Below are 13314 nucleotides of genomic sequence, written 5' to 3' on the forward strand. Positions count from 1 at the left end.
TGTACGGGCCTCACGCCGGCCCGGCGGCCCGGTCCTCGCGGACCACGGCCACCTCCCCGGCCGGTACGACCAGCTCACCGGCGCACCGCCCGCCCGTCAACAGCTCGGTGCCGGTGGCGTCGAGCCGGGCGTCCGCGCCGGTGTGGTTGAGCACGAAGAGCCAGCTGCGGTCGCCGTCGCGGCGGCGGACCACCTCCACCCCGGCCGGGGCGACCGCCGCCGGGTGTACGCCGGCCTCGGCCACCAGCCGGGCGACCAGCCGGTCGGTCGCCGGCTGGTCGAGCCGGGTGCCCAGGTACCAGGCGGCCCCGGCGCCGACCGCGTGCCGGGTCAGCGCCGGCACCCCCGGCAGCGGCCCGTCGGCGTACGCGGCGAGCACCTCCGCCCGCTCGGCGTGCAGCCACTCGGTCCACACGTCGGCGACCGAGCCGTCGTCGAGGTGGACCCGCTCGCCTTCCCGCAGCGGGAAGAACTCCTCGGTGCGCACGCCGAGCAGGTCGCGGAACGCCCCGGGATAGCCGCCGAGCCGGATGTGGTCGTGCTCGTCGACGATGCCGCTGAAGTAGGTCACCAGGGCGGTGCCGCCGCCGGAGACGAAGGCGCGCAGCGCCGCGGCGTGCGCGTCGCGGACCAGGTAGAGCGTCGGCACCAGCACCAGGCGGTAGCCGGAGAGGTCGGCCGACGGGTGCACGATGTCGGCGGTGATCCCCTGTCGCCAGAGCGCGTCGTAGAGCGCGCGGAGCCGGTCGGCGTAGCTGACGTCGACGCTGGGGTGGGAGTCCAGCTCGGCGCCCCACCACGCCTCGTAGTCGAACAGGATCGCCGCCTCGGCGTCCACCCGGCTGCCGCGTACCTCGGCCAGGTTCGCCAGGTCGGCGCCGAGCCGGCACACCTCGCGGAACACCTTGGTCTCCGGCCCGGCGTGCGGGACCAGCGCGGAGTGGTACTTCTCCGCGCCGGCCCGGGAGGCCCGCCACTGGAAGAACAGCACCCCGTCGGCGCCGCGGGCGACGTGCGCCAGGCTGTTGCGGCGCAGCTGACCCGGCGTCTTGGCCACGTTGCGGGGCTGCCAGTTGACCGCGCTGGTGGAGTGCTCCATGAGCAGCCACGGCTCTCCGCCGGCGACCCCGCGGGTGTGGTCGGCCGAGAGCGCCAGCCCGATGTGCGCGTCCGGGTCGGCGGCGGTCAGGTAGTGGTCGTTGGCGACCAGGTCCACGTCGGACGCCCAGGAGTGGTAGTCGAGGTACTTGACGCCGGTGCCGATCATGAAGTTGGTGGTGACCGGCTGGCGCACCAGCCGACCCAGCACCGCGCGTTCGGCGCGCAGTTGGGCGCGCTGCTCGTCGGAGGAGAAGCGCAGGAAGTCCAGCTGCTGGGTGGGGTTGGCGAAGGTGGGCGCGACGCGCGGCGGGTTCACCTCGGCCCAGTCGCCGTAGCGCTGGCTCCAGAACGCGGTGCCCCAGGCGTCGTTGAGCCCGTCCAGGTCGCCGTAGCGCTCGCGCAGCCAGCGGCGGAACGCCTCGGCGCTGACGTCGCAGTAGCAGTGCACGTTGTGGCAGCCCAGCTCGTTGGAGACGTGCCACATCACCACCGCCGGGTGCTCGGCGTACCGGGTGGCGACGGCCTCGACCAGCGCGAGCGAGCGCTCGCGGAACACCGGCGAGCTGGGGCAGTACGCCTGCCGGCCGCCCGGCCAGAGCACCGCGCCGTCGGCCCGGCGGGGCAGCGTCTCCGGGTGCCGGTGGGCCAGCCAGGGCGGCGGGCTCGCGGTGGCGGTGGCCAGGTCGACCTGGATCCCGCCGGCGTGCAGCAGGTCCAGCGCCCGGTCCAGCCAGCCGAACTCGAACCGGCCCGGTTCCGGCTCCAGCAGGGCCCAGGAGAAGATGCCGACCGAGACCAGGTTGACCCCGGCGCGGCGCATCAGCTCGACGTCCTCGGCCCAGGTCTGCTCGGGCCACTGCTCCGGGTTGTAGTCGGCACCGAAAGAGATGTGGTCGCCCTGCCATCGCCGCATGGGAGCAGAGCGTGCCCCGGTGGCGGCGCCAAGTCAACAGTTTCCAACATCGACAGGATTTCCAACGTTTACCTCGTAACGGGCTTGTCACGACTGGGTTATCGGCACCTCACCACCCTCTTGACAGGGCCGGAACGACGAGTAGCTTGAGGCGCCACTGGCAGTTCGTGTTCGCCAATGTGGATTCACGGTGGATCCGGATGTGGGATCACGACCGGCCGGCTCCCGCCACCACTGACGGCCCTCGGGCGCAGCGCACCTTCTCATCCGCAGGAGGCACCATGTCCCGTCCCCGATCCCAAGCCGAGTACCTGGCCCGTCTCGTACCGCCCTCCGTCGCCGGCCTCAACCGCCGCTCGCTGCTCGCCGGAGCGGCCGGCGTCGGCGCGTTGGCCGGCACGGGGTTGCTCGCCGGCTGCGGCGACTCCGACTCCGGCGGGTCCGGAAGCAAGACGGTTTCGCTGGGCTCGAACGCGTCCGACCCGACGCCGAAGGACGTCCTCGCCAAGGTGTCGGGGGCCTTCAAGACCTCCTCGGGGGTCGAGGTCGCGATCAACACCGTCGACCACAACACGTTCCAGGAGAACATCAACAACTATCTGCAGGGCAAGCCGGACGACGTCTTCACCTGGTTCGCCGGCTACCGGATGCGGTTCTTCGCCGCCCGCGGCCTGGCCGGTGACGTGTCCGACGTCTGGGGCAAGCTCTCCGGCTTCTCCGAGGCCTTCAAGAAGGCCTCCACCGGCGACGACGGCAAGCAGTACTTCGTGCCGTTCTCCTACTACCCGTGGGCGGTCTTCTACCGCAAGTCCGTCTGGCAGCAGCACGGCTACCAGGTGCCGAAGACCCTGGACGAGCTGAGCAACCTCGGCGCGCAGATGAAGAAGGACGGCCTGGTCCCGATCGCCTTCGCCGACAAGGACGGCTGGCCGGCGATGGGCACCTTCGACATCCTCAACCTGCGGATCAACGGTTACCAGTTCCACGTCGACCTGATGGCCGGCAAGGAGGCGTGGACCTCGGACAAGGTGAAGAAGGTCTTCGACACCTGGGCCGGGCTGCTGCCGCTGCACCAGCCGGACGCCCTGGGCCGCACCTGGCAGGAGGCCGCCCAGTCGCTGCAGCAGAAGAAGAGCGGCATGTACCTGCTCGGCCTCTTCGTCGCGCAGCAGTTCAACGCCGACGAGCAGGACGACATCGACTTCTTCACCTTCCCCGAGGTCGACTCGACGATCGGGGCCAAGGCCCTCGACGCGCCGATCGACGGCTACATGATGGCTCGCAAGCCGAAGTCCGAGGCCAACGCCAAGAAGCTGCTGGAGTACATCGGCGGCGTCGACGCGGCGAACATTGCCGTGAAGACCGACCCCGGCACCCTGGTCGCCAACACCGGCGCGGACACCAGCGGCTACACCGCCCTGCAGAAGAAGGCGGCCGAGCTGGTCGGCTCGGCCACCGAGATCGCCCAGTTCCTGGACCGGGACACCCGCCCGGACTTCGCCTCGACGGTGATCATCCCGGCCTTCCAGCAGTTCATCAAGGACCCGAAGGACATCAGCGGCCTGCTGACCAGCATCGAGAACCAGAAGAAGTCGATCTTCACCAGCTGACGGCGAGAGGGGGAGGACAACCATGTCCGACCTGCCCCTGATCCAAGCGGATCGCGCCGTGCCGTCGCCGGCCGCGGCCACCCCGACGGGTGGCCGCGGCCGCCGGCTACGGCTCCTGTCCCGCACCGACCGCGTGGTGATCGCGCTGATGGTGCTCGTCCCGCTGCTGCTCGTCACCGGCCTCGTCTGGCTGCCGGCCCTGACCACCGTGGTGCTCTCCACGACCAACTGGGACGGCATCGGGCCGCTGGCCGACATCGATTTCGTCGGCGGCCGCAACTACAGCGACGTGGTGAACATCTACCCGCCGTTCGTACCCGCGGTGCAGCACAACCTGCTCTGGCTCGCCGTGCTCTTCCTGGTGGCCACGCCGTTCGGCATGTTCCTGGCCGTCCTGCTCGACAAGGAACTGCGCGGCAGCCGGTTCTACCAGACGGCGCTCTACCTGCCCGTGGTGCTCTCGCTGGCGCTCATCGGCTTCGTCTGGCAGCTCATCTACTCCCGCGACCAGGGCCTGCTCAACGCCGTCCTCGGCAGCAACGTCGACTGGTACGGCGACCCGGGCGTGAACATCTGGGCCGTCATGCTCGCCTCCGGCTGGCGACACGTCGGCTACATCATGCTGCTCTACCTGGCCGGGCTGAAGAGCGTCGACCCGTCGCTGCGGGAGGCCGCGGCCGTCGACGGCGCCTCGGAGCCGAAGGCGTTCTTCCGGGTGGTGTTCCCGGTGATGCGCCCGATCAACATCATCGTGCTGGTGGTGACGGTCATCGAGTCGCTGCGCGCGTTCGACCTCGTCTGGGTCGTCAACAAGGGACGCAACGGCCTCGAACTGCTCTCCGCGCTGGTCACCCAGAACGTGGTGGGCGAGGCCAGCCGGATCGGCTTCGGCTCGGCACTGGCCACCATCATGCTGGTCGTCTCGCTGGTCTTCATCACCGTCTACCTGGCCACCGTCATGCGGGAGGACCGATGACCAGCACCGCGACGCTGAACCGCCGCCCGGCCACCGACGAGGCGCCGCGGCGCCAGCGCCGGCTCACCCCGCAGCGGGTGGCGCTGCACGTCTTCCTCGCCGCGGTGGCGGTCGGCTGGCTCTTCCCGATCCTCTGGGCGGTGCTCACCTCGCTGCGCTCCTACGAGTACACCGCCACCAACGGCTACGTCTCGTTCGGTGGCTGGACCATCGACAACTACGTCACCGCCTGGCGTACCGCCGAGTTCGGCAAGCACTTCTTGAACTCCGTCTACATTACCGTCCCGGCGGTGCTGCTGACGCTGTTCCTCGCCTCCTGCGTGGCGTTCGTGATCGCCCGGTTCAGCTGGAAGCTCAACCTGGTGCTGCTCGGCCTGTTCACCGCGGCGAACCTGCTGCCCCAGCAGGCCCTGCTCATCCCGCTGTTCCGGCTCTTCACCCAGGTGCCGCTGCCGGCGTTCATGAGCGACTCGGAGCTGCTGTACGACAGCTACTGGGGGCTGATCCTCATCAACGTCGCCTTCCAGTGCGGCTTCTGCGTCTTCGTGCTGAGCAACTACATGAAGGCGCTGCCGCGCGACCTGTACGAGGCGGCGATGGTCGACGGGGCGAGCATCTGGCGGCAGTACTGGCAGGTCACCATGCCGCTGTGCCGGCCGGCCCTGGCCGCGCTGGCCACCCTCGAGGTGACCTGGATCTACAACGAGTTCTTCTGGGCCACCGTGCTGATGCGCACCGGGGACAAGTTCCCGGTGACCAGTTCGCTGAACAACCTGCGCGGCGAGTTCTTCACCGACAACAACCTGGTCTCGGCCGGCAGCGTGCTGGTCGCGGTCCCGACCCTGGTGATCTTCTTCCTACTCCAGCGGCACTTCGTCCGGGGCCTGACATTGGGAGCGAGCAAAGGATGACTCTCCTGCACCTGCGCCGCGCGCGGACCAGCCTGGTGCTCGACGCGCGCGGCCCGGGGCTGCCCCGGGTCGTGCACTGGGGCGGCGACGTGGGCGATCTCGACGACGACGGGCTGCGCCACCTCGCCGCGGCGACCGTCGCGCCGGTGGTGCCGAGCAGCTTCGACGCGCCCACCGTGCTGTCCCTGCTGCCCGAGGCCAGCGCCGGCTGGAGCGGCCGGCCGGCGCTGGCCGGGCACCGGGATCGGGCCGCCTGGTCCACCGCGTTCCGGCTGGACGGCGTCGACGTCGCCGACAGCGGCGCGGGAGCCGCCCGGGTCACCGTCCGGGCGGTCGACCCGGACGCGGAGCTGTCGCTGGCCGTCGAGATCGAGCTGGATCCGACCGGCCTGCTGTTGCTGCGGCACCGGCTGCGCAATACCGGCGCCACCGCGTACGAGCTGCGGGAGCTGACCCCGGTGCTGCCGGTGCCACCGGTCGCCACCGAACTGCTCGACCTGACCGGCCGGTGGTGCCGGGAACGCATCCCGCAGCGGCACCCGTGGCCGATGGGCGCCTGGGTCCGGGAGGGCCGGCACGGCCGGACCGGGCACGACGCCACGCTGCTGCTGCTCGCCGGCACGGCCGGGTTCGGCTTCGGCCACGGCGAGGTCTGGGCGGTGCACACCGCGTGGAGCGGCGACCACGTCACCTTCGCCGAGCGCCGGCCGACCGGGGAGTCCACCCTCGGCGGCGGCGAACTGCTCGCCCCCGGCGAGGTGCTGCTCGCCCCGGGCGCCGAGTACGCCACTCCCCTGCTCTACGCGGCCTGGTCGGACGCCGGGCTGGACGGGTTGAGCGACGTGCTGCACACCCACCTGCGCGCCCGGCCGCAGCACCCGCGCACCCCCCGGCCGGTGACCCTCAACGTGTGGGAGGCGGTCTACTTCGACCACGACCTGGACCGGCTGCGGGCACTCGCCGACCACGCGGCCGAGGTCGGGGTGGAACGGTTCGTGCTCGACGACGGGTGGTTCCGCGGCCGGCGCGACGACACCGTCGGGCTCGGCGACTGGTACGTCGACGACGGCGTCTGGCCGGACGGGCTGCACCCGCTGATCGAGCACGTCACCGCCCGCGGCCTGCAGTTCGGGCTCTGGGTCGAGCCGGAGATGGTCAACCCGGACTCCGACCTGTTCCGCGCCCACCCGGACTGGGTCCTCAGCGTGCCCGGCCGGCTGCCCCCGCCGTGGCGGAACCAGCAGGTGCTCGACCTGGCCCACCCGGAGGCGTACGGGTACCTGCTCGACCGGCTGGACGCGCTGCTCACCGAGCATCCCGGAATCGGCTACCTCAAGTGGGACCACAACCGGGACCTCACCGACGCCGGCCACCACGGCCGGCCCGGGGTGCACGAGCAGACCCTGGCGGTCTACCGGCTCCTCGACGAGCTGCGCCGCCGCCACCCGGGCGTGGAGATCGAGAGCTGCGCCTCCGGCGGCGCCCGGGTCGACCTGGAGATCCTGGCCCGCACCGACCGGGTCTGGGCCAGCGACTGTAACGACGCCCTGGAGCGGCTGGCCATCCAGCGCTGGACCGGGCTGCTGCTCCCACCCGAGCTGGTCGGCAGCCACATCGGGCCGGACCGCTCGCACACCACCCACCGGGTGCACGACCTGGGCTTCCGCGCCACCACCGCGCTCTTCGGCCACCACGGCATCGAGTGGGACATCGGCTCGATCGACCCGGCCGACCGGGCCGAGCTGGCCGCCTGGGTGGCGCTGCACAAGCGGCTCCGCCCGCTGCTGCACACCGGGCGGGTGGTCCGGGTGGACCACCCGGACCCGGCCGTCTGGGCACACGGCGTGGTCGCCCGCGACCGCTCGCAGGCGGTGTACGCGGTGGCCCGGCTGGCCACCTCGGTGGCCCAGGTGCCCGGCCCGGTCCGGCTGCCCGGGCTGGACCGGCGGCGGCGCTACACCGTCCGGGCGGCGTCGGGGGTGCCCGGGCCGGCGACCCTGGACCAGGTGCCGCCGCCGTGGCTGGCGGCCGGCGCGACGCTGACCGGGGCGGCGCTGGGCACCGCGGGGCTGCACCTGCCGGCGTTGCACCCGGAGCAGGCGCTGCTGCTGGAGGTCACCGCGATCGACTGAGAATCGCCGGAAAATTTCTTCGACACGGATGTCGAGGACGGGTGCGCCTGCTTCTACCTCGGGGTGAGAGCACCGATGATGGTGCGCAGGCGTGAGGAGCGAGACGTGAAGTACATGTTGCTGATGCAGTTCAGCGCCGCGGGCACGGACTTCCCGACGATCGACACCTGGACCCCGGAGGAGATCCGGGCGCACATCGCGTTCATGGGGGAGGTCAACGCCAAGCTGACCGCCGACGGCGAATGGGTCGACGGCCAGGGCCTGGCCGGCCCGGCGCAGGCCCGGATCGTCCGGGCCGGCGAGGGCGGGGCGCCGGTGGTCACCGAGGGGCCGTTCGCCGAGACGAAGGAGTTCCTCGCCGGCTACTGGATCGTGGACTGCGAGACCCCCGAGCGGGCCGTCCAGCTCGCCGCGCACATCTCCACCGCGCCCGGCCCGGGCGGCCGCCCGCTGAACATGCCGATCGAGGTGCACCCGGTGATGTCCGCGCCGCCACAGGAGATCTGACGGCTGGACGCCCCGGACCGACCCGTCGAGGACCTGCTGCGCGAACTGGCGCCGCAGGTCCTCGGCGTGCTCGCGCGCCGGTTCGGCGACTTCGCCACCGCCGAGGACGCGGTGCAGGAGGCGCTGCTGGCCGCGGCGACGCAGTGGCCCGTCGACGGGCTGCCGGACAACCCGCGCGGCTGGCTCGTGCAGGTCGCGTACCGCCGGATGATCGAACTGGTCCGCGGCGAGACGGCCCGGCGGCGTCGGGAGGACCTCGCCGCCCGGCGCGAGCCGGACGAGCGGCAGCTGGCGCCGGCGGCGGACGAGCAGCTGACGGCCGACCGCGACGACACCCTCGTGCTGCTCTTCCTCTGCTGCCACCCGGCGCTCTCGGCGGCCTCGCAGATCGCGCTGACGCTGCGCGCGGTGGGCGGGCTCAGCACCGCCGAGATCGCCCACGCCTTCCTCGTGCCGGAGGCGACCATGGCCCAGCGGATCAGCCGGGCCAAGCAGCGGATCCGCAGCTCCGGCCTGCCGTTCCGGATGCCCGACGAGCGGGACCGGGAACGCCGGCTGGCCGCCGTGCTGCACGTGCTCTACCTGATCTTCACCGAGGGGCACACCGCCAGCCTCGGCGCCGAGCTGCGCCGGGTGGACCTGGCCGAGGAGGCCATCCGGCTGACCCGGGCGATGCACGCGCTGCTGCCCGACGACAGCGAGGTCACCGGCCTGCTGGCGCTGATGCTGCTCACCGACGCCCGCAGCGCGGCCCGGACCGGGCCCGCCGGTGAGCTGATCTCCCTGGCCGAGCAGGACCGGAGCCGCTGGGACGCCGGGGCGATCGCCGAGGGCGTCGACCTGATCACCCGCGCGCTGCCCCGCGGACCGGTCGGGCCGTACCAGCTCCAGGCGGCCATCGCGGCGCTGCACGACGAGGCGCCCACCGCCGAGCAGACCGACTGGCCGCAGATCCTCGCCCTCTACCAGGTGCTGGAGCGGCACTCCGCCAGCCCGGTGGTCGCGCTGAACCGGGCCGTGGCCACCGCAATGGTGCACGGCCCGGCCGCCGGGCTGCACGCCCTCGCCGCCCTGGACGACGATCCGCGGCTGGCCGGGCACCACCGGCTGCACGCGGCCCGCGCCCACCTGTACGAGATGGCCGGCGACCGGGACCGCGCGGTGGTCCACTACCGGGCCGCCGCCGGGCTGACCACCAGCCTGCCCGAGCAGCGCTACCTCACCATGCGGGCCGCCCGGATCGCCACGGCCGACGGCGTCACCCCGACCTGACCCGCTCCCCGGGCCGCGCCCGCTCGTACGACGTCCCCGATGCCGGGCGTGGAACGGGCCCGGCGTCGGGGGCGTAACCGGTCAGCTCGCGGTGCAGCTCACCGCCGGTACCGCGTTGGTGCCGTTCCAGCTGGCGATGAAGCCGAAGCTGGTGCTCGCGCCGGCGCCGAGCCGGCCGTTCCAGTCCACGTTGCACGCGGTGACCGCCGACCCGCTGCTGGTCAGCCTGGTGTTCCAGGACTGGCTGACCGCCTGGCCGTTGGCGAACGTCCAGTTCGTCGTCCAGCCGGTGATCGCGGCCGCCCCGGCGATCACCTTCACCTCGCCCTGGAAGCCGCCCGGCCACTGGTTGACCACCGTGTAGCTGGCCGTGCACCCGCCCGGCGGCGGGGTGGCCGGCGGCGGCGTGGTGGGCGGTGGCGTGGTCGGCGGCGGCGTGGTCGGGGGCGGCGTGGTCGGCGGGGCGGTGCCGATGACGGTGGCCTCCCGGGCGGTCTGCCGGATGCCGTTGGCGCCGTTGAAGATCCGCTGGCCCCAGCTGGTCAGGCTGGCCGGGTTAAAGTTGGTGGCCATGTCGAGGTACTCGACGCCGCCGCCGTTGCCGCTCCACGACCAGCCGAGCCAGCCGATCCCGTTGGCCTGGGTGTAGGAGAAGATCGCCTCCTCGTCCGGGTCGCCGTCGGAGTGGTTGTGGCCGAACTCGCCGACCACGATGGGCAGTCCGGCGGTGCGGAACCGGCCGAGGTAGTCGCTGATCTCGGCGGCGGTGTCGAAGACGCCGTACATGTGCACCGAGAAGACGGTGTTGCGGTCCGGGTCGACGGCGAACACCGACGCGGCGTTGTCGCGCATGGTGAACGACCAGTCCTGACCCCAGTTCGGGGCGTCCACCATGATCGTGTGGTCGAAGCCGGCGGCACGCAGCCGCTTGATCGCGTTGCTCGTGTCGGTGGTCCAGGCGGCGTAGCCCTGGTTGCCGTACGGCTCGTTGCCGATGTTGACGATGACGTACTCCTCCTCGCCGGTGAGCACGTCGGCGATGCCGAGCCAGTAGTCGACCGCCCGGTCCAGGCTGGCCGCACCGCTCTGCTCGCCGTAGCCGGTGGTGTCGTGCACCTCCAGCACGCAGATCAGCCGGTTGGCCTTGCACAGCGAGATGACGTTGGCGACGTCGGCGTTGGTGTTGCGGGTCCACCGGTCGCCGCTGGCCAGCACCACCCGGACGGTGTTCGCGCCGAGCGCCTTGATGTCGGCGAACGAACGGGTCTGCTGCGGGTACCAGGTGTGCGCGTGGTTGACGCCGCGCATGACGAACTCGGCGCCGTTGGCGTCGTAGAGCTTGCCGTTGGCGACGGTGAAGCCGGCCGCGGCCTGCGCCGGCTGCCCGAACGCCAGCACGGCGGCCAGGAGGGCGAGCAGGGCCGCGCCGGCGGCGATGAGTCGTGTCTTCATGGCCTTCCTCAAACGGGAGGACCCCCACCTGCCCGGGTGGGGAGGGGACTGACAGGGGAAGGCGGCTGCAGCCCGACAGCCGCCACCCGGATCCCGGCGGCGAAGGGATCAGCGTAGGCCGATGGCTTCGGGAACGCAATGAACCGGTTAAGGTGCGCCTCGCCGGCCGCCGCCGGCAACCGGACGGGAGGGTTGGCCGACGCCCGGCGGGGTATCCGGGGATGATCCGCCCGGGTCGGAAGGAGAGGCGTCATGGTCAGCGTCGGCTACACCCTGATGTGCGAGCAGGCCGGTCCCAAGCAACTGGTCGACCACGCGGTACGGGCCGAGGCGGCCGGCTTCGACCAGCTCGTCATCTCCGACCACTACTACCCCTGGCTGGACTCCCAGGGGCACTCCCCGTACGCCTGGTCGGTGCTCGGCGCGGTCGCGCACGCCACCACCCGGGCGGAGCTGATGTCGTTCGTCACCTGCCCGATCCGCCGCTACCACCCGGCGGTGGTGGCGCAGAAGGCCAGCACCGTCGGGGTGCTCTCGGACGGCCGGTTCACCCTCGGCCTCGGCGCCGGGGAGAACCTCAACGAGCACGTGGTGGGCGGCTGGCCGCACGTGCAGCAGCGGCACGAGATGTTCGAGGAGGCGTTGCAGATCATCCGGCCGCTGCTCAACGGGGAGACGCTGACCTTCTCCGGCAACCACTACGACGTGCCGGACGCGTACCTGTGGGACCGGCCGGAGACGCCGGTGCCGATGGCGGTCGCCGCCTCCGGCCGGCAGTCCGCCACCCTCGCCGCCGAGTACGGCAACGGCGTCATCGCCACCGAGCCCGACCCGCACATCGTCGAGATGTACGAGGAGGCCGGCGGGGCCGGCCAGCCCCGGTACGGGCAGGTGGCCATCTGCTACGGCCCCGACGAGGCCGAGTGCCGCAAGGTCGTGCACGACCAGTTCCGCTGGTTCGGGCTGGGCTGGAAGGTCAACGCCGAACTGCCCGGGCCGGAGGGGTTCGCCGCGGCCACCCAGTTCGTCCGCGAGGAGGACGTCGCGGCGGGCATCTCCTGCGGACCGGACGTGGACCGGCACGTCGAGGCGTTCAAGAAGTTCGTCGACGCCGGCTTCACCCACGTGGCGATCGTGCAGGTGGGCGCCGACAGCCAGCCGATGTTCCTGGACTGGGCGCAGGAGCAGTTGCTGCCGCGGCTGCGCGAGCTGTGAGGCCGGCCCGACGCCCCGCGGCGACCCCGGCCGCGAGCGCGACGGGCTCGCGTCACGGACGCGGGCAGGCCGGCCCGGTGCAGCGGGCGGTGGGCTCACCCCGACGGCCCACGACCACCCTTCACCCGGCGACCGAGCTGTTGCGGAAACCGGCGAGCACGCCGCCGGGGCGGTTCGGCCCGGCGGACCTGCGTCTGGCGTTCGCCGCGCCGCGCCCGGCGGCCGGGCTGACCAGCGAGTGGCGGCTGGTCGACGGGGTGCGTACGCACGCCCGCCGCGGCGGCGACCCGGGCACCGGCGCCGCACCGGTGGTGCTGGTGCACGGGCTGGCCGTGTCGCACCGCTACCTCGCCCCGCTGGCGCTGGCGCTGGCCGCCACCCATCCGGTGTACGTGCCGGACCTGCCCGGCTTCGGCCTCTCCGCCCGCCCCGGCACCGCCTACGACGTGCCCCGGCACGCGGCGCACCTGGCGGCCTGGCTGGCCGCGTACCGGCTGCCGCCGGTCTGCCTGGTCGGGCACTCGTTCGGCGCGGAGGTCGCGGCCGCGCTCGCCGCCCGGCACCCCGACGCGGTCCGCGCGGTGGTGCTCGCCGGACCGACCACCGACCCGACCGCCCGTTCCCGTCGGGCCCAGGTCGGACGCTGGCTGGTCGACACCTTCCGGGAGGCGCCGTTGCAGGCGCCGATCCTGCTCCGCGACGTCTGGGACGCCCGCCCCTGGCGGGTCTCCGCCACGCTCACGCACTCGGTGCGCAACGCGGTCGAGGCGGACCTGGTGCGGATCGCCGCACCGACCCTGGTGGTCACCGGCGCCCGGGACCCGGTCGTGCCGGCCGCCTGGCGCACCCAACTGGCCCGGCTCGTCCCGGACGCCCGGGAAGTGGTGGTGCCCGGCGCCGCGCACAACGTCGCCACCACCGCCCCGGTGCAGGTCGCCACCGCGATCCGCCACTTCCTCACCCCCTCGACGACGGAGAGGTGACCGATGCGCTTCGGAAACGTGGAGATCCGCCCGGCCGGCGGCGGCGTCGGCTGCCTGCTGATGATCCTCTTCTCGCTGGTCGCCTCGATCGTGCTGACCGTCCTGCTCAACCTGCTCCTCTGACCCGCGGGGCCGCGGGGTCGCGGGGTCGCGGGGTCGCGGGGCCGCGGGGTCGCGGGGCCGCGGGGTCGCGGGGCCGCGGGGTCGCGGGGCCGCGGGGTCGCGGGGCCGCGGGGTCGCGG

10 protein-coding genes are annotated in these 13314 nt (G+C 72.6%); 8 read left to right on the forward strand and 2 right to left on the reverse strand.

What is annotated here, in order from left to right; translation table 11 throughout:
* Nucleotides 1–10: 10 nt before the first annotated feature.
* Nucleotides 11–2014, reverse strand: coding sequence for a beta-galactosidase (locus tag ACVCAH_RS27885; protein ID WP_447139189.1), 2004 nt, complete (start codon nucleotides 2012–2014; stop codon nucleotides 11–13).
* A gap of 281 nt (nucleotides 2015–2295) precedes the next feature.
* Here ACVCAH_RS27885 and ACVCAH_RS27890 point away from each other — a divergent pair, with 281 nt between their 5' ends.
* The 6 genes from ACVCAH_RS27890 to ACVCAH_RS27915 all read left to right on the forward strand — a co-directional run bounded on the left by ACVCAH_RS27890 (nucleotide 2296) and on the right by ACVCAH_RS27915 (nucleotide 9422).
* On the forward strand, nucleotides 2296–3624 hold the full coding sequence (locus tag ACVCAH_RS27890) for an ABC transporter substrate-binding protein (RefSeq protein ID WP_447139190.1): 1329 nt from the start codon (nucleotides 2296–2298) through the stop codon (nucleotides 3622–3624).
* 22 nt (nucleotides 3625–3646) lie between these two features.
* Complete coding sequence (locus ACVCAH_RS27895) at nucleotides 3647–4600, forward strand: carbohydrate ABC transporter permease (RefSeq protein WP_447139191.1); 954 nt, start codon at nucleotides 3647–3649, stop codon at nucleotides 4598–4600.
* Nucleotides 4597–5511, forward strand: a complete 915-nt coding sequence (locus ACVCAH_RS27900; RefSeq protein ID WP_447139192.1) for a carbohydrate ABC transporter permease — start codon at nucleotides 4597–4599, stop codon at nucleotides 5509–5511. The genes ACVCAH_RS27895 and ACVCAH_RS27900 overlap by 4 nt, the downstream gene beginning before the upstream one ends.
* Complete coding sequence (locus ACVCAH_RS27905; protein WP_447139193.1) at nucleotides 5508–7643, forward strand: alpha-galactosidase; 2136 nt, start codon at nucleotides 5508–5510, stop codon at nucleotides 7641–7643. Before ACVCAH_RS27900 ends, ACVCAH_RS27905 begins: the two co-directional genes overlap by 4 nt.
* A gap of 114 nt (nucleotides 7644–7757) precedes the next feature.
* Nucleotides 7758–8150 carry a YciI family protein gene (locus tag ACVCAH_RS27910; RefSeq protein WP_447139201.1) on the forward strand — a complete coding sequence of 131 codons (393 nt, stop codon included), beginning with the start codon at nucleotides 7758–7760 and terminating at the stop codon, nucleotides 8148–8150.
* A 66-nt stretch (nucleotides 8151–8216) separates the two neighbouring features.
* Nucleotides 8217–9422, forward strand: coding sequence for an RNA polymerase sigma factor (locus ACVCAH_RS27915; protein ID WP_447139194.1), 1206 nt, complete (start codon nucleotides 8217–8219; stop codon nucleotides 9420–9422).
* A gap of 81 nt (nucleotides 9423–9503) precedes the next feature.
* Here ACVCAH_RS27915 and ACVCAH_RS27920 read toward each other — a convergent pair whose 3' ends face one another.
* On the reverse strand, nucleotides 9504–10874 hold the full coding sequence (locus ACVCAH_RS27920; RefSeq protein ID WP_447139195.1) for a cellulase family glycosylhydrolase: 1371 nt from the start codon (nucleotides 10872–10874) through the stop codon (nucleotides 9504–9506).
* A 252-nt stretch (nucleotides 10875–11126) separates the two neighbouring features.
* On the opposite strand from ACVCAH_RS27920, the gene ACVCAH_RS27925 reads away from it, so the two are divergent.
* Both ACVCAH_RS27925 and ACVCAH_RS27930 read left to right on the forward strand, forming a co-directional pair.
* A complete protein-coding gene (locus tag ACVCAH_RS27925) occupies nucleotides 11127–12089 on the forward strand; it encodes a TIGR03557 family F420-dependent LLM class oxidoreductase (protein ID WP_447139196.1) in 963 nt (320 codons plus the stop codon).
* Nucleotides 12090–12178: 89 nt separating this feature from the next.
* The gene (locus tag ACVCAH_RS27930; protein WP_447139197.1) at nucleotides 12179–13072 is read left to right on the forward strand and encodes an alpha/beta fold hydrolase; all 894 of its coding nucleotides are present in this window, start codon (nucleotides 12179–12181) and stop codon (nucleotides 13070–13072) included.
* The last annotated feature ends 242 nt before the right edge of the window (nucleotides 13073–13314 follow it).

The organism is Micromonospora sp. LZ34 (assembly GCF_052981855.1).